Annotated in this window: 10 protein-coding genes; 8 read left to right on the top strand and 2 right to left on the bottom strand. The window is 68.5% G+C overall.

Annotation, left to right across the window (positions count from 1 at the left end; all coding sequences use genetic code 11):
• The first annotated feature begins 41 nt into the window (after positions 1-41).
• From ACYJSS_RS02025 to ACYJSS_RS02015, 3 genes are read left to right on the top strand one after another with little or no spacing between them, the layout of a single operon-like run.
• Positions 42-1,184: an efflux RND transporter periplasmic adaptor subunit gene (locus ACYJSS_RS02025; protein WP_111264010.1), complete on the top strand. Its 1,143-nt coding sequence runs from the start codon at positions 42-44 to the stop codon at positions 1,182-1,184.
• The gene (locus tag ACYJSS_RS02020; protein WP_236206079.1) at positions 1,181-3,157 is read left to right on the top strand and encodes a MacB family efflux pump subunit; all 1,977 of its coding nucleotides are present in this window, start codon (positions 1,181-1,183) and stop codon (positions 3,155-3,157) included. The genes ACYJSS_RS02025 and ACYJSS_RS02020 overlap by 4 nt, the downstream gene beginning before the upstream one ends.
• Positions 3,154-4,584 carry an efflux transporter outer membrane subunit gene (locus tag ACYJSS_RS02015; RefSeq protein WP_236206080.1) on the top strand — a complete coding sequence of 477 codons (1,431 nt, stop codon included), beginning with the start codon at positions 3,154-3,156 and terminating at the stop codon, positions 4,582-4,584. Before ACYJSS_RS02020 ends, ACYJSS_RS02015 begins: the two co-directional genes overlap by 4 nt.
• Positions 4,585-5,214: 630 nt before the next feature.
• Here the strand turns inward: ACYJSS_RS02015 and pvdP are convergent.
• A complete protein-coding gene (gene pvdP, locus ACYJSS_RS02010; RefSeq protein ID WP_236206662.1) occupies positions 5,215-6,846 on the bottom strand; it encodes a pyoverdine maturation tyrosinase PvdP in 1,632 nt (543 codons plus the stop codon).
• A 178-nt stretch (positions 6,847-7,024) separates the two neighbouring features.
• Between pvdP and pvdM the strand changes: the two genes are divergently transcribed.
• From pvdM to ACYJSS_RS01985, 5 genes are all read left to right on the top strand, one after another.
• Positions 7,025-8,398 (top strand): pyoverdine-tailoring dipeptidase-like protein PvdM, encoded by a 1,374-nt coding sequence (pvdM, locus tag ACYJSS_RS02005; RefSeq protein ID WP_236206661.1) that lies wholly within the window; start codon positions 7,025-7,027, stop codon positions 8,396-8,398.
• The gene (gene pvdN, locus ACYJSS_RS02000) at positions 8,398-9,687 is read left to right on the top strand and encodes a pyoverdine-tailoring periplasmic protein PvdN (RefSeq protein WP_236206660.1); all 1,290 of its coding nucleotides are present in this window, start codon (positions 8,398-8,400) and stop codon (positions 9,685-9,687) included. The genes pvdM and pvdN overlap by 1 nt, the downstream gene beginning before the upstream one ends.
• Positions 9,688-9,713: 26 nt before the next feature.
• A complete protein-coding gene (gene pvdO, locus ACYJSS_RS01995; protein ID WP_236206659.1) occupies positions 9,714-10,568 on the top strand; it encodes a dihydropyoverdine dehydrogenase in 855 nt (284 codons plus the stop codon).
• A gap of 112 nt (positions 10,569-10,680) precedes the next feature.
• On the top strand, positions 10,681-12,330 hold the full coding sequence (locus ACYJSS_RS01990; RefSeq protein WP_111264003.1) for a cyclic peptide export ABC transporter: 1,650 nt from the start codon (positions 10,681-10,683) through the stop codon (positions 12,328-12,330).
• A 148-nt stretch (positions 12,331-12,478) separates the two neighbouring features.
• Positions 12,479-14,884, top strand: a complete 2,406-nt coding sequence (locus ACYJSS_RS01985) for a TonB-dependent siderophore receptor (RefSeq protein WP_236206663.1) — start codon at positions 12,479-12,481, stop codon at positions 14,882-14,884.
• A 660-nt stretch (positions 14,885-15,544) separates the two neighbouring features.
• Here the strand turns inward: ACYJSS_RS01985 and ACYJSS_RS01980 are convergent.
• On the bottom strand, positions 15,545-16,501 hold the full coding sequence (locus tag ACYJSS_RS01980; protein ID WP_236205942.1) for an alpha/beta hydrolase: 957 nt from the start codon (positions 16,499-16,501) through the stop codon (positions 15,545-15,547).
• Between the last annotated feature and the right edge of the window lie 26 nt (positions 16,502-16,527).

Here is a 16,527-nt window from a genome sequence, read left to right as displayed (position 1 = left end):
CGCCCTGTGCCGGCCAGGGCCCCTCCAGAGCCGGACATCCCATGAGCGCCCCACGACTTCCACGCCGCCTGATCCTCGCCCCGCTGCTGCTCGTCCCCCTCCTCGCGCTCGCCGCCTGGAAGGCCATGCCCGACGCCGTCCATGAAGGCGACACCGTGACCGTCGCCGTCGGCACCATCGAAAGCAGCGTCAGCGCCCTCGGCACCCTGCAGCCACGTCGCTACGTCGACGTCGGCGCCCAGGCCTCCGGGCAGATCCGCAAGCTGCACGTGGAGCCCGGCGACAGCGTCGATGAAGGCCAGCTGCTGGTGGAGATCGACCCCTCCACCCAGCAGGCGCGGGTCGATGCCGGGCGCTCCTCCATCGACACCCTCAAGGCGCAGCGGGAAGAACAGCAGGCCCAGCACGCGCTGGCCCGCCAGCAGTACGCCCGCCAGCAGAAACTCGCCGCCAGCGGCGCCACCCGTGACGAAGACCTGCAGGTGGCCCACGCCCAGGTACGCACCACCCAGGCGCGCATCGCCATGATCGAGGCCCAGATCCGCCAGGCCCAGGCGACCCTGCGCAGCGACGAGGCCGAGCTCGGCTACACGCGCATCTACGCCCCCATCTCCGGCACCGTGGTAGCGGTCGACGCCCGCGTCGGCCAGACCCTCAACGCCCAGCAGCAGACACCGCTGATCCTGCGTATCGCCAAGCTCTCGCCGATGACCGTCTGGGCCCAGGTCTCGGAAGCCGACATCGGCCGCGTGCGGCCCGGCATGCCCGCCTGGTTCACCACCCTCAGCGGCGAAGGCCGGCGCTGGGAAGCCCGCGTGCGCCAGGTGCTGCCGCTGCCGCCGCGCCCGCTCGACCAGCTCAGCCAGGGCGGCGGCAGCCCCACCGGCAGCGGTGGCCGCGTGGTGCTCTACACCGTGCTGCTGGACGTGGACAACCAGGACAACACCCTGATGACCGAGATGACCGCCCAGGTCCACTTCGTCTCCGAGCGCGTCGAGAACGCCCTGGCCGTGCCCATCGCCGCACTGCAGGACGACGACAAGGTGCTGGTGGTCGGTGCCCGGGGCGCCATCGAGGAGCGCCGGGTGCGTACCGGCGTGCGCGACCGCATGCAGGTCCAGGTGCTGTCCGGGCTCAGCGAGGGCGAACGCCTGCTGATCGGCGAACCCGGCGACGCCCGATGAAGGCCCTGCACGAACCCGCCCTGCTGGAAGTGGTCGACGTCCGCAAGCGCTACGGCGGCAACGGCGCGCCAGAAGTCGAGGTGCTGCGCGGCATCTCCCTGCGCATCGAGGCCGGCGAATTCGTCGCCATCGTCGGCGCCTCCGGCTCCGGCAAGTCGACCCTGATGAACATCCTCGGCTGCCTCGACCGCCCCAGCTCCGGCACCTACCGCTTCGCCGGCCGCGACGTCGCCGCACTGGATGTCGACGAGCTGGCCTGGCTGCGCCGCGAGGCCTTCGGCTTCGTCTTCCAGGGCTACCACCTGATCCCCTCCGCCTCGGCCCGCGAGAACGTCGAAATGCCGGCCATCTATGCCGGCATCCCCGCGCCCGAGCGCAGCGCACGCGCCGCCGAACTGCTGCGCCGCCTGGGCCTGGAGAGCCGCGCCGGCAACCGTCCGCACCAGCTCTCCGGCGGGCAGCAGCAACGCGTCTCCATCGCCCGCGCGCTGATGAACGGCGGCCACGTGATCCTCGCCGACGAGCCCACCGGCGCCCTCGACAGCCAGAGCGGCATCGAGGTGATGAAGCTGCTCGAGGAGCTGTCCGCCCAGGGCCACGCAGTGATCCTCATCACCCACGACCGCGAAGTCGCCGCCCGCGCCCAGCGCATCATCGAAGTGCGCGACGGCCATGTCCTCAGTGACAGCGCCGACGCCCGAGCACCCGGCGCCAACGCCGGCGCACTGCCCGCCAGCCACCTGCGCGAACGCCTCGAAGAACGCCGCGAACTGCCTCCCGGCGCCTGGCGGGGCGAACTGCTCGAAGCCCTGCGCGCCGCCTGGCGGGTGATGTGGGTGAACCGCTTCCGCACCGCCCTGACCCTGCTCGGCATCGTCATCGGCGTCGCCTCGGTGGTGGTCATGCTGGCCATCGGCGAAGGCAGCAAGCGCCAGGTCATGGCGCAGATGGGCGCCTTCGGCTCCAACATCATCTACCTCTCCGGCTATTCGCCGAACCCGCGCGTACCCGAAGGCGTGGTCAGCCTCGCCGACATCGCCGCGCTGTCCAGGCTGCCCCAGGTGCAGCGGATCATGCCGGTCACCGGCGGCGACACCCTGGTGCGTCGCGGCAACCTCGACTTCCAGGCCTACACCCGCGGCAACGGCGTCGACTTCCCCAGCATCCTCAACTGGCCCGTCGCCGAAGGCGCCTTCTTCGACCAGGCCGACGAGGACAGCGCCGCCACCGTGGCGGTGATCGGCCAGAAGGTACGCGACAAGCTGTTCGCCGGGCGCGACCCCATCGGCCAGCACATCCTCATCGAGAACGTGCCCTTCCAGGTGATCGGCACCCTGGCGGCCAAGGGCGCCAGCTCCGGCGACGAGGACGCCGACTCGCAGATCGTCGTGCCCTACTCCACCGCCAGCATCCGCCTGTTCGGCAAGCCCGAGCCGGATTTCGTCGTGGTCGCCGCCGCCGACGCCCGCCGCGTGCAGCAGGCCGAGGCCGCCATCGACCGCCTGCTGCTGCGCCTGCACCGCGGCATCCGCGATTTCGAGCTGACCAACAACGCCGCACTGATCCAGGCCGAGGCCAGCACGCGCAACAGCCTGTCGCTGATGCTCGGCGCCATCGCTGCCATCTCCCTGCTGGTGGGCGGCATCGGCGTCATGAACATCATGCTCATGACGGTGCGCGAGCGGACCCGCGAAATCGGCATCCGCATGGCCACCGGCGCCCGCCAGCGCGACATCCTCCGCCAGTTCCTCACCGAAGCCACGCTGCTCTCGGTCACCGGCGGCATCGCCGGCATCGCCATCGCCCTGCTGCTGGGCGGCGCCCTGCTGCTGGCGGATGTCGCCATCGCCTTCTCCCTCACCGCCATGCTCGGCGCCTTCGCCTGCGCCCTGGCCACCGGCGTCGCCTTCGGCTTCATGCCGGCACGCAAGGCCGCGCGGCTCGACCCGGTAACCGCACTGACCAGCCCATGACCGCATTCGCCCCCCGCACCCTGCTGCCGCTGTGCCTGGCGCTCGGCGCCTGCACCGGTGCCGATACCACACCGACGGCGGCGATCACGCCGCCCCCCCACTGGCAGTCCCCTGACCGCCAGGGCGCCGCGCAGATCACCGCCGACTGGTGGCACGCCTTCGGCAGCCCTGAACTCAGCCAACTGATCCAGCAGGCCCGCCAGGGCAGCTTCGATCTTGCCGCCGGCCGCGCACGGATACGCCAGGCCAGCGCCGCCGCCGTGATCGCCGGCGCCCCGCTGCTGCCCGACGTGAAGGCCGAGCTGAGCGGCAGCTACCAGCAACTGCTGGGTGACGAAGGCTTCAGCGCCCTGGATGCCGAGCACGACAGGCCGCGTTTCGACACCTATGCCACCGGCCTCAGCGCCAGCTACGAGCTGGATTTCTGGGGCGGCAGGCGCGCCGCCCGCGACAGCGCCCTGCACAGCCTGGAGGCCAGCCGCTTCGACCAGGCGACCCTGGAGCTGACCCTGCTCGCCGGCGTCGCCAGCAGCTACCTGCAGGTGCTGGCCCTGGGCGAACAGGTACGCATCGCCGAAGGCAACCTCGGCAACGCCCGCCAGGTACTGGAACTGGTGGCAGCACGCCAGGCCGCCGGCGCCGCCACGCGCCTGGAGTTGGCCCAGCAGCGCAGCCTGGTGGCCGGCCGCGAACGCGCCCTGGAACGCCTGCGCCAGCAGGGCGGCGAAGCCCGTGTCGCCCTGGCCACGCTGCTCGGCCAGCCGGTGCAGGCGCTGCACCTGAAGGGCGAGAAGCTGGCCTGCATCCAGTGGCCCGGCATCGGCGCCGGGGTGCCCAGCGAACTGCTCGGCCGTCGCCCCGACATCGCCGCCGCCGAAGCACGCCTGGCCGCCGCCGATGCCGATGTACGCGTCGCCCGCGCCGCCATGCTGCCGAGCCTGACCCTGAGCGCCAGCCTCGGCACCGGCTCCGAGCAGTTCTCCGACATCCTGCGCAACCCTTACTACAGCGTCGCCACCGGCCTCACCGCGCCGATCTTCAACGCCGGCCGCCTCGACGCCAGCCATCGCCAGCGCCAGGCCCGCGAAGAGGAGCTGCTGGCCGCCTACCGCGCCGCCATAGTCGCGGCCTTCGGCGACGTGGAGCGCGCCCTGCTGGCCATCGACGGCCTCGACCGCCAGCGCCAGTGGCAGGCCGAGGAACTCGCCCAGGCCCAGCGCGCCTTCGAACTGGCGGAAAACCGCTACCGCGCCGGCGCCGAGACCCTGCTCACCGTGCTGGAAACCCAGCGCAGCCTCTACCAGGCCGAAGACGACGCCGTGCAACTGCGCCTCGCCCGCCTGCAAGCCGCCGTCGCCCTGTACAAGGCCCTGGGTGGCGGCTGGACGCCGGACGCCAATCAGTTGGCCGAACGCACCCCGGGCTGAAGCCCGGGCAACCCGATTCGCACCAGGCGCAGCATCGCCCGTGGGAGCGAATTCATTGGCTCTGTCTGCGTTAGGTGTTGCTAGAGGATTTGAGCTCAGCTGATTGCTGAGTTCTGGTGATGTTTCTGGTTTCGCCCTCCCGGGCGAGTCCCTTTTCCAATCGCTGGAACGCCAGCCCGGTGAAAAGGAACCAAAAAACTTGCCCCATCATCCGGCCCGACTGCGTCGGGTTCCCTCACTCCATCGCCGTTACTCGCTACGCTCGCCCTTCGGGCCGCACTGAAGTGCGTTCGCCGCAAGCGTCGTCTGGGGGCCGGCGCGATGGGCCATCCATGGCCTGGCGCGCCTCTCGCGGCATCCATGCCGCTCGTCCCCCGGCGCAACGACTGCGTTCGGCCTCCTGGAGGGGCGTTGGCGGCTGCTCCAACTTTCTTCGTCCAGCGCATCACCACAGGTGCGCAGAGGCTTTCGTAGGATGGTGTAGAGCGAAGCGAAACCCATGCGGTGGCGGTGGCACGAACTCTTGGGCGCCCGGAAATGGCGTGCTTGAGCGCTTGCATTAAAACCACAGCAGCTAACGCAAACAGAGCCAATTCATTCGCGATGCCCGCCACGCGGGCCAAGGCCGGATCAGGCCTTGCCCGGCAACTTCAGGTTGCGCGCATACCAGGGCCGGCGCGGGGTGCGGCGCAGCAGGTCGCTGATATCGCCCTCGTCACTGAAGGCGATGCGCAAGGCCAGCTTCATGGCTTCGATCTCCATCTCGCCCATTCCCCCACCGGCATCGCCGATGCCGCCGCAGCCATGGGTGCTCGGCCCGAGCCAGGGGTCGGCCACCTCCACCCAGCGCCCCGGCGCGAACCAGGGCACGCCGTTGACTTCGCGGCGCTGCACCTCGCCCGGGTGGGCGCGCTCGTGGGCGCGGTACCAGTCCTCGATGCGGTCGTCGATCCAGCCGTGGAAGCGCCAGAACACCGGGTTCACATGGGAGGAAAAGGGGTCGCCCAGGTAGTCGTTCTCCGCACGGAACCAGCGCGCGGCGTAGTCCGCCTGGTCGCGGTCGCCCACCACCGGCATGCCGTTGGACGGGTCGCGGGTGACCGTGGCCCAGCGCATGTGCAGCCAGTCGTGGATGTTCAGCTCCACCTCGGAGCCGAACTGCGCCAGGGTCAGCCGGCTCAGGTAGTCCGGGTCCTGGTACTGGGATTCCCAGACCTGGAAGTTGCTGAAGAAGGTCTCGGCCGCCTTGATGCCGCGCAGCCACTCGCTCAGCTCCTCGTCATCGGCCGCCAGCCAGGCCGGCGGTACCGAGTTGCCGTCGTGGTTCTCCTGGTAGCGGATGAACCCCAGGCGATCGTGCTCGACATAGGGCGAGGGCAGCGGCAGGCGCGTCCAGTTCGGCAGGTCGGGCTGCAGGGCACGGGCCTGGCCGAGCATGTGCCGGTGCATGAAGAAGAAGTCCTCCCCCGAGCCATTGAGGTGTTTGCGCCGCCCGCGTGCACCGCGCTCGGCGTCACGCGGGCCGGGCTGCCAGCCGGCGCCGCGCAGGGCATCGCGGCGGGCGTCGTCGAAGCGGTGCCACTTGTCCCGCGTGGCGTGCCAGAGCTGGTGGAACAGCCGGTGTTCGGCGGATACCAGCCAGCGCATCAGCGCCGGAGCCAGCGGGGTGACCTGGTGCGCCTCGGGGAAGGCACGCTTGGTGGCGACGAACTGGCTGTCCGGCTCGGGCATGTCCAGCGGCCGGTCTATACGGCGGATGCGCCCGGTCAGCGTCCCCGCCCCGGCATCGCCCCAGCTGCTCCAGACCTCGTCGAGAATCGCCTCCAGCTCATGGCTGGGGGCCGACTCGCCCTGCGGCACCAGGCGCCAGCGCAGCTTCCCGGCATCCGCCGCCACCAGCTCGCCCAGCACCCGGTAACGGGGCTCTTCGCGACTCCGCAGGCGCTCGCCCAGGTCGATGAAACCGCGCAGGGAACGGCCGGTGGGGCCGATATCGAGGAGCATCTGCACGCCCTGTACGGGCAGATCGTCCAGGCCGATGTCCATGCCGCTGAAGCGCAGGTCCCAGATGCCGCGCAGCTTGCCGGTGAGGCTCACGCCCTCGCCGGCGGCTGCCTCGACACTGGCCTCGCCAGGCGTCTCCACCTGGTCCTTCTCCAGCTTGTCGTCGTGGTCCACCGGCTGGCGTGCGTACCACACCGCGGGCACTGCCGCCCCGACCACCGCCAGCCCCGCCATGAACCCCCGCCTGGAAAACCTCATCGTCACATCCGTATCCGTGTCAGCCACGCCTATCCAGCTAGAACGAGAGGCCCTGAAACAAATTTACCGCCCCTGCAGCGCTAAATTTCCCGCCGCCACCCTCGTTCCTCCGTGACAGGCGAACCCCGCAGCGGCGGGCGCCGGAACCGCATCGACCCTGGCAACCAACGGGATGGCAATGAACACGACCCGCTCCAGCAAGGCCCCCTACCTCCTCGCCCTGGCGCTTCTCCTCGCCCTCGTCGCTGCCGCGGCCTGGTACCTCCTCTTCCCACGACCCGCCGAAGGCTATCCGCGCGAGGTGATGAAGCACGCCGAGGAGCTGCAGGACCGCATTCTTTCCTTCGACAGCCACATCACCGTGCCGCCGGACTTCGGCACCGGAGGCAACGAGGCCGACAAGGACGGCGAAGGCCAGTTCGACCTGGTCAAGGCCGGGCGCGGGCGCCTCTCCGGCGCGGCACTGACCATCTTCGGCTGGCCGGAGATCTGGAACGGCCCCCACGCCCCCCATCGCCCCACCGCCGCCTTCGTCGACGAGGCGCGCCACCAGCAGGAACTGCGCTACCGGATCATCAGCGGCATGGTGCGCGACTTCCCCAACCAGGTCGGCATCGCCTACACCCCGGCCGACTTCCGCCGCCTGCACGGCGAAGGCAAGTTCGCCATCTTCATCAGCATGCTCAATGCCTACCCCCTGGGCGACGACCTGGGCGCCCTGGACACCTGGGCCGCGCGCGGCATGCGCATGTTCGGCTTCAGCTACGTGGGCAACAACGCCTGGGCCGACTCCTCGCGCCCGCTGCCCTTCTTCAACGACAGCGTCGACGCCCTCGGCGGCCTCTCGCCCCTGGGCGAGCAGGCGGTGGCGCGGCTCAACGACCTGGGCGTGATCATCGACGTGTCGCAGATGTCCACCCTGGCCCTGGAAGACGTCGCCCGCCTCAGCCGCGCCCCCATCGTCGCCTCCCACTCGGCGCCGCGCGCGCTGGTGGACATCCCGCGCAACCTCAGCGACCGCGAGCTGCAAACCATCAAGGCAAGCGGCGGCGTGATCCAGGTGGTGGGCTTCCCCGCCTACCTCAAGCCCCTCAGCAAGCCGACCCTGGACAAGCTCAACGCCCTGCGTGCGCGCTTCGACCTGCAGCCGCTCGACGGCCTGGCCAATGCCCTGATGCCGGGTGACCCGATCATCGCCATCTGGCCGGAGCAGCGCTTCGGCGAGTACGCCAGCGCGCTCTACGCCATCCTCGAGGAAGAGCCCCGCGCCAGCGTCAAGGAGCTGGTGGACGCCATCGACTACACCGTGCGCAAGGTCGGCATCGACCACGTCGGCATCGCTTCCGACTTCAACGACGGCGGCGGCGTCGAGGGCTGGATGAACGTCGGCGAGTCGCGCAACCTCACCGCCGAGCTGATCCTGCGTGGCTACTCCGACGCCGATATCGCCAAGCTCTGGGGCGGCAACTTCCTCCGCGTCTGGGAGGAGGTGCAGCGCCGCGCCAAACCGGCCGCTGCCAGCGCCGCACAACCGCAAGCGGAGCGTGGCTGATGAGCGACCGTCGTACCTTCCTCAAGCACGCCGGCCTGCTCGCTGCCGCCCTGCCCCTGGGGTCCGCCCTCGCCAGCGACGCCCAGGCCGCCACGCCGCCGGCCAGCCCGGCCAAGGACAAATGGCAGGCGCTGCGCCAGCAGTTCGACCTGGACCCGGCCTACCTGCACTTCTGCTCCTTCCTCCTCGCCTCCCACCCCCGCGTGGTGCGCGAGGCCATCGCCCACTTCCGCGCCCGGCTGGATGCCAACCCCGGCGAGGTGCTGGACTGGGACCGCGAGGAACTCTGGGGCTACGAGAACGACGTGCGCGCCTGGGCCGGCCGCTACTTCGGCGTGCGCCCCGGCCAGGTCGCCCTCACCGGCAGCACCACCGACGGCCTGTCGATGATCTACGGCGGCCTGCAGGTGGCGCCGGGCAAGGAGATCCTGGTCAGCGCCCACGAGCACTACTCCACCCTGACCCGCCTGGAGTACCGCGAGCAGATGATGGGCACCCGGGTGCGCCGCGTGCCGCTGTTCAAGGCGCCGCACAGCGCCTCGGTGGACGAGATGCTCGGCAACCTCCGCCAGGCCATCCGCCCCGAGACCCGCGTGCTCGGCATGACCTGGGTGCAGTCCGGCAGCGGCGTGAAGCTGCCGGCGCGCGAGGTCGGCCAGCTGGTGAAGGAAGCCAACCAGGGCCGAGACGAAGCCGACCGCATCCTCTACGTGGTCGACGGCGTCCACGGCTTCGGCGTCGAGGACCTGAACTTCGCCGACTTCAACTGCGACTACTTCATCGCCGGCACCCACAAGTGGCTGTTCGGCCCGCGCGGCACCGGCGTCATCATCGCCCGCGAGGAGACGCCGCAGCCCCATCTGGTGCCCAGCGTCCCCACCTTCACCAAGGGCGAGACCTTCGGCACCCTGATGACCCCCGGCGGCTACCACGCCTTCGACCATCGCCTGGCGGTGGGCAAGGCCTTCGAGCTGCACCTGGAGCTGGGCAAGGCCGATGTCCAGGCCCGCATCCACCAGCTCAACAGCTACCTCAAGGACCGCCTCGCCGAGCACGCCAGGGTGCAGCTGGTCACGCCGCGCAGCCCCGCGCTGTCCTCGGGCTTCACCTTCTTCCGCGTCGAAGGCCGCGATTGCGACGCCGTGGCCCGCTACCTGCTGCAGCACAAGGTGATCAGCGACGCCGTGGACCGCGACGTCGGCCCCGTGGTGCGCCTGGCCCCCGGCCTGCTCAACGACGAAGCCGAGATCGACCGGGTGCTGGCCATCCTCGCCCCGCAGCTCGCCTGACCCTTTCGCCCTTCGAGAGAACCGCCATGCATGCACTCAAGCCCCTGGCCCTGGTGGCCACCCTGTTCGCCGCCGCTCCGGCCTTCGCCGCCGAGGCGAACAAGCCCGGCGCCCTGTTCAAGGACTGCAAGGACTGCCCCGAGATGGTCGTGCTGCCCGCCGGCAGCTTCACCATGGGCACCCCCGACGACGAAGTCGGCCGCCAGCCCGATGAAGGCCCGCTGCACACCGTGACCTTCGCCAGGCCCTTCGCCATCAGCAGGTTCCAGGTGCTGGCCAGGGAGCTGCAGGCCTGGCAGCGCGAGGCCAGGGTCACCCTCCCCGACGGCGACGACCGCCCCGGGCGCCTGTGCAGCAACGGCAAGCCCAGCTACCCGCAAGGCCCCGATCAGCCCGCCGTGTGCATCAGCTACGACGAGGTGAAGGCCTATGTCGCCTGGCTGTCGAAGAAGACCGGCAAGCACTACCGCATGCTCAGCGAAGCCGAACGCGAGTACGCCGCCCGCGCCGGCAGCGAAGGCCCGTTCCCCTTCCCCTTCGACGAAGGCAAGGAGTACAGCATCGCCCAGCACGCCAACACCTACGGCGCCGCCGACGGCTACAACTTCACCTCCCCGGCGGGCAGCTTCCCGGCCAACGCCTTCGGCGTCTACGACATGCACGGCAACGTCTACGAATGGGTGGCGGACTGCCTGCACGACAGCTACGTCGGCGCCCCCACCGACGGCAGCCCGTGGATGGAGGAGACGTGCGAGGTCGTGCAGATCCGCGGCAACGACTGGGGCGAGGCGCCGATCTTCTCCCGCTCCGGCAACCGCAACGCACTGGTCACCACCGAGCGCGGCGACTGGATCGGCTTCCGGGTCGCCAGGGAGCTTTAGCCCCCCCCGCTAAATTTGCCCCCTCGCCAGACGTTCAAGAGGTGCGCAGCCACGGGTTGCGCCCCAGCGGGTGGCAGCGGCCACCCGCCAACTCTTCAAGCAGGTACCCCCCATGAACAGGCCCGCGCGCGGAGTGATCAGAGAGTTGTTCACGCTGCTCAAACCTTTCCGACTGATCGTCATCAGCTCCATCGTGCTGGGCATGGTGGGCGGCCTCAGCGTCACGGTGCTGCTGGCGACCATCAACGGCGCCCTGCACTCCGAAACCAGCCTGAGCGGTGGCGTCGTGGCCGCCTTCGCAGGGCTGTGCCTGCTGGCACTGGGCAGCGCCATCTACTCGGACATCGGCACCAACTACGTCGGGCAGCACATCATCGCCAAGCTGCGCAAGGAACTGGGCGAGAAGGTGCTCTCGGCGCCGATCGAGCAGATCGAGCGCTTCCGCACCCATCGCCTGATCCCCGTGCTGACCCATGACGTCGACACCATCAGCGACTTCGCCTTCGCCTTCGCCCCGCTGGCCATCTCGTTCACCGTCACCCTGGGCTGCATGGGCTACCTGGCCCTGCTGTCCTGGCCGATGTTCCTGATGCTGGTGGTGGCCATCATCGTCGGCACCGCCGTCCAGTACCTGGCCCAGGGCCACGGCATCAAGGGGTTCATGCAGGCCCGTGACTGGGAGGACGACCTGCAGAAGAACTACAGCGCCATCGCCGAAGGCGCCAAGGAACTGAGGATCCACCGCCCGCGCCGCAACCGCATGTATGTGTCCGGGATCGAGCAGACGGCCGAGAAGATCTGCGACACGCAGATCCGCTCCATCAACACCTTCGTGATCGCCAAGTCCTTCGGCTCGATGCTGTTCTTCGTGGTCATCGGCCTGGCCCTGGCCATGCAGTCCATGTGGCCGAGCGCCGACAAGACGGTCATGAGCGGCTTCGTCCTGGTGCTGCTGTACATGAAGGGGCCGCTGGAACACCTGATCGGCACGCTGCCGATCATCGGCCGGGCGCAGATCGCGTTCCGCCGCATCGCCGAGCTGTCGGAGCAGTTCTCCTCGCCCGAGCCCCACCTGCTCCTCAATGCCCAGGGCAGCCCGGACAAGTCCATCAGCAGCCTCGAACTGCGCGAGGTGTCCTACGCCTTCCCCGCCGTCGAGGGCAGCGCCCCGTTCCGCCTCGGCCCGGTGAACCTGAAGATCGACCAGGGCGACATCGTCTTCATCGTCGGCGAGAACGGCTGCGGCAAGACCACCCTGATCAAGCTGCTGCTGGGCCTCTATGCCCCGCAACACGGCGAGATACGCCTGAACGACCAGGCGGTGAACGCGCGCACGCGGGACGACTACCGCCAGCTGTTCACCACCATCTTCGCCGACTACTACCTGTTCGACGATGTCGTCCAGGGCGACCAGCACCTGCCCGAGGACGCCAACACCTACCTGGAGCGCCTGGAGATCGCCCACAAGGTGAGCGTACGGGACGGTTCCTTCACCACCACCGACCTGTCCACCGGGCAACGCAAGCGCCTGGCGCTGGTCAACGCCTGGCTGGAGGAACGGCCCGTGCTGGTGTTCGACGAATGGGCCGCCGACCAGGACCCCACCTTCCGCCGCATCTTCTACACCGAGCTGCTGCCGGACCTCAAACGCCTGGGCAAGACCATCATCGTGATCTCCCACGACGACCGCTATTTCGACATCGCCGACCAGCTGGTGCGCATGGAAGCGGGGAAAGTCGTGACCGAATTACAGACGGCGTGATTGATCACGATTCTTATTTCCGGTTTTTCCAGTGCCATCCGTCTTATCAAAAATCAAAAACAACGCCACCACTTCGACGACCAAGAGGACCACCATGCCAGCGCTACCGGGACTTACGAACCTCACCAAGGCATTGCTCATGCGCCGTATGCTTCAGCCGGGTTTCAACGCCACCGCGCTAGGCTTCGCCTTCTCCATGGCGGTTGCCGCCCAGGTACAAGCCCAGGAGATCGAATTCAACATTCCCGCCCAGTCACTGGCCAGCGCGCTGCTGACCCTGGGCAAGCAGGCCGACCTCCAGGTGCTGTACAGCGCCGATGACGTCCAGGGCCTGCGCAGCCAGGCGGTCGTCGGCCGGTTCTCCACCGACAAGGCCCTGGCGCAGATGCTGGCGGGCACCAACCTGTCCTTCAGCCTGCAGAACAACACCGCCATCCTGCAGAAGCGCTCCGCCTCCGACTCCCTCGAGCTGAGCACCATCAGCATTTCCGGCCAGTCGGTCGAATCGGCCTATGGCCCCGTCGACGGCTACGTGGCCACCCGCAGCGCCACCGGCACCAAGACCGACACCCCGATCCTGGAGATCCCCCAGGCCGTCAACGTCATCACCGCCGACCAGATCGAGACCCAGGGCGCCCGCAACCTGACCCAGGCCCTGCGCTACACGCCCGGCCTCGGCGTCAACGGCTTCACCGATCGCAACGCCATCGCCGACGAGATCACCAGCCGCGGCTTCGCCCCGACCCCGCTGTACCTGGACGGCGCCTACCTGCCCTACGCGGGCAGCCTGGGTGGCGCACCGCAGATCGACCCCTACACCCTGGAGCGCGTCGAAGTGCTCAAGGGGCCGTCCTCGGTCCTCTACGGGCAGAACCAGCCGGGTGGCGTGGTGAACATGGTGTCCAAGCGCCCGACCACCGAGCAGCGCAGCCAGGTGAAGTTCGGCCTGGGCAGCTACCACCGGGTGAACGGCGCCTTCGACACCAGCGGCCCCATCGACGAGGAGAAGCAGTTCTCCTATCGCCTGGTGGGCCTGGCCAAGAAAGGCAACGAGCAGGTCGCGCACACCAACAACGAACGGCTGCTGCTCGCCCCCAGCCTGACCTGGGCCCCGTCGGAAGACACCTCCCTGACCCTGCTGGCGCAGATCCAGCGTGACGACGGCCTGTTCGACTACCAGGCCCTGCCGATGGTCGGCAGCCTGGTCCGTGGCCCCACCGGGCAGAAGATCGACCGCGACTTCTTCTCCGGCGACTCCAAGTACAACGACTACAAGCGTGACCAGTACATCCTGGGCTACGACTTCACCCAGAACCTCAGCGATGACCTGAAGTTCCGCTCCACCGCCCGCTACATCGACGTGCGCGACCGCTACAAGGGCTTCTACCTGCGCAGCTTCGCGACCGACACCAACGGCAACACCGACTACACCCGCGCCAACCGCGTGAAGCTGGACTGGCAACAGCACAACATCGCCTACACGCTGGATAACAACCTGGAATTCAGGTTCAACACCGGCGCCCTGGAGCACACCACCCTGGCGGGGATCGACTACCGCCACTTCAACCGCAAGTACGACGGCTACAACGCCTACAACGTGCTGCCGGTGGACCTGTACGGCAAGAACAACTACGACACCAGCAGCGTGACACCGGTGCTGGACACCAAGTGGGACAACACCATCCGCCAGATCGGCCTCTACGCCCAGGACCAGATCAAGCTCGACAGCTGGATCCTCACCATCGGCGGCCGCAAGGACTGGGCCGAGGTGGAGAACAAGGACCTGCTGGCCGACACCATCACCGAACAGCGTGACCACAAGTTCACCGGCCGCGTGGGCCTGACCTACGTCACCGACTTCGGCCTGGCGCCCTACATCAGCTACTCCGAGTCCTTCCTGCCGACCGTCGGCACCGCCGCCCCCGAGCGCGGTGGCAAGGCATTCGAGCCGACCGAAGGCAAACAGTACGAAGTGGGCGTGAAGTACCAGCCCTATGAGAAGGCCCTGATCACCGCCGCGGTTTTCCAGATCGAGCAGAAGAACGTGCTGACCGGGGACGTCGAATACCCCCAGTACCAGTCGCAACAGGGTGAGGTGCGTTCCCGGGGCATCGAGCTGGAGGCCAAGTCCAGCATCGAGAACATCGACGTGCTCGCGGCCGCGACCTACATCGACTCCTTCTACACCAAGGAAACCTACGGCAACGAAGACAACCGCAGCGAGGCGCAGGCCCCCGTCTCCGCGACCGCCTGGGTCGACTACCACTTCGTCCAGGCGCCCCTCGCCGGCCTCACCTGGGGCGTGGGCGCGCGCTACACCGGGCGCAAGCCGGGCGACGCCGCCAACAGCTTCCACACCCCGTCCTACGTCGTCTACGACACCACGCTCCGCTATGACCTGGGCAAGCTCTCCAGCGACATGCGAGGCCTCCAGGCCAGCCTGAACGTGCAGAACCTCTTCGACCGCGAATACGTGTCGGACTGCAACTACTCGTTCGGCTGCTACTACGGCCAGGAGCGTGTCGCTTCGGTCGAGGTGTCCTACGACTGGTGAACGCCAGCGGCATGAAGAAACCGGGCTCAGGCCCGGTTTTTTTATGGCTCTGTCTGCGTTAGCTGTTGTGGTTTTAATGCAAACGCTCAAGCACGGCCATTTCCGGGCGCCCAAGAGTTCGGGCCACCTCCACCGCATGGGTTTCGCTTCGCTCGCGGAACGCCGCCCGACCCATCCTACGAAAGCCTGTGCGCACCACGTGGCGATGCGCTGGACGAAGAAAGGTGGGGCAGCCGCCAACGCCCCTCCAGCAGGCCGAACGCAGTCGTTGCGCCGGGGGACGAGCGGCATGGATGCCGCGAGAGGCGCGCCAGGCCATGGATGGCCCATCGCGCCGGCCCCCAGAGCAACGATGGAGTGAGGGAACCCGACGCAGTCGGGCCGGATGATGGGGCAAGCCCTTTTGGTTCCTTTTAAGGCGATTGTTAAAAGGGACTCGCCCGGGTGGGCGAAACCAGAAGCACCAACAAAACTCGGCAATCAGCTGAGCTAAAATCCTCTAGCAACACTTAACGCAGACAGAGCCTTTTTATGGCTGCCGTGCAGGGTCGAGGCAAGCATTCGGGGGCGGACATCCCCTCCTCCTCCTCCCATGAAAAAACCGGGCCTTGGCCCGGTTTCCGGTATCGCGCGGCCTGGGCCGCCGGTGCTATCGCCGGCTCAACGCGCCAGCGCCTGGCGCAAGGCGGACACCAGCTGCGCGTAGACGTCGTCGATATCCGGCACCACGCTGCGCAGGCGCAGGAAGTCGTGGATCAGCCCCTCGAACTCCAGCACCTGCACCGCAACCCCCTGCTCCTGCAGGCGCCGCGCATAAGCCCGCCCCTCGTCCAGCAGCGGGTCGAACCCTGCCAGGGCGATCACCGCCGGCGCCACGCCGGCATGGTCGGTCGCCAGCAACGGCGAGAAGCGCCAATCGAGCCGGTCGGCCGCCTCCCGCGCGTAATGCCGGTAGAACCACTCCAGGGTCTCGCTTTCCAGCAGGTAGCCCTCACCGAACAGCTGCATCGACGAGCTGCTGGCCGAGGCATCGGTCACCGGGTAGCACAGGAGCTGCAGGCAGGGCCTGATGACCGCCGCCGCCGAGCGCGCCGCCTCCCGGGCCAGCACCGTGGCCAGGGTGGCGCCGACGCTGTCGCCGCCGAAGACCACGCGGGTGAGATCCAGGGATTGCTCCCCGGCATGGGCGGCCAGCCAGGTCAGCGCATCGGCACCGTCGTTCAACGGGGTCGGGAACCTGTGCTCGGGGGCCACGCGGTAGCCGACCGAGAGCACCGCGCACGGCGTCCGCTCGCAGAACTCGCGGCACACGCCGTCATGGGAGTCGAGGCTGCCGACCACGTAGCCGCCGCCGTGGAAATACACCAGGACGGGCAGCGTCCCGCTGGCAGTGGACGGCCGGTACAGGCGCAGGGGCAGCGAGGCGCCATCCCGGCTGCGGCACTCGAAATCCGTCGAACGCACGCCCTGCGGCGCGGCCCAGCGCAACTGCAAGGTGGTGCGTTCGAAGGCCTCCCTGGCCTGTTGCGGGGACGATGCATGGAAAGGCCCGGGGCCACTGGCCTGGCTTTCTTCCGCCAGGTCGAGGAAGGCGTTCAGCTCTGGATGCAATGGCATCGCATGGTTCCTTGATCAAGAGGTAC

This window comes from Pseudomonas sp. No.21 (assembly GCF_054558415.1).
This window is presented reverse-complemented; position numbering and strand designations above follow the sequence as displayed.

Excerpts from the sequence above, each read along its gene's own strand:
- ACYJSS_RS02025 (WP_111264010.1), top strand. The coding sequence starts at position 42 with ATGAGCGCCCCACGACTTCCACGCCGCCTGATCCTCGCCCCGCTGCTG.
- ACYJSS_RS02020 (WP_236206079.1), top strand. The coding sequence starts at position 1,181 with ATGAAGGCCCTGCACGAACCCGCCCTGCTGGAAGTGGTCGACGTCCGC.
- ACYJSS_RS02015 (WP_236206080.1), top strand. The coding sequence starts at position 3,154 with ATGACCGCATTCGCCCCCCGCACCCTGCTGCCGCTGTGCCTGGCGCTC.
- pvdP (WP_236206662.1), bottom strand. The coding sequence starts at position 6,846 with ATGAGGTTTTCCAGGCGGGGGTTCATGGCGGGGCTGGCGGTGGTCGGG.
- pvdM (WP_236206661.1), top strand. The coding sequence starts at position 7,025 with ATGAACACGACCCGCTCCAGCAAGGCCCCCTACCTCCTCGCCCTGGCG.
- pvdN (WP_236206660.1), top strand. The coding sequence starts at position 8,398 with ATGAGCGACCGTCGTACCTTCCTCAAGCACGCCGGCCTGCTCGCTGCC.
- pvdO (WP_236206659.1), top strand. The coding sequence starts at position 9,714 with ATGCATGCACTCAAGCCCCTGGCCCTGGTGGCCACCCTGTTCGCCGCC.
- ACYJSS_RS01990 (WP_111264003.1), top strand. The coding sequence starts at position 10,681 with ATGAACAGGCCCGCGCGCGGAGTGATCAGAGAGTTGTTCACGCTGCTC.
- ACYJSS_RS01985 (WP_236206663.1), top strand. The coding sequence starts at position 12,479 with ATGCTTCAGCCGGGTTTCAACGCCACCGCGCTAGGCTTCGCCTTCTCC.
- ACYJSS_RS01980 (WP_236205942.1), bottom strand. The coding sequence starts at position 16,501 with ATGCCATTGCATCCAGAGCTGAACGCCTTCCTCGACCTGGCGGAAGAA.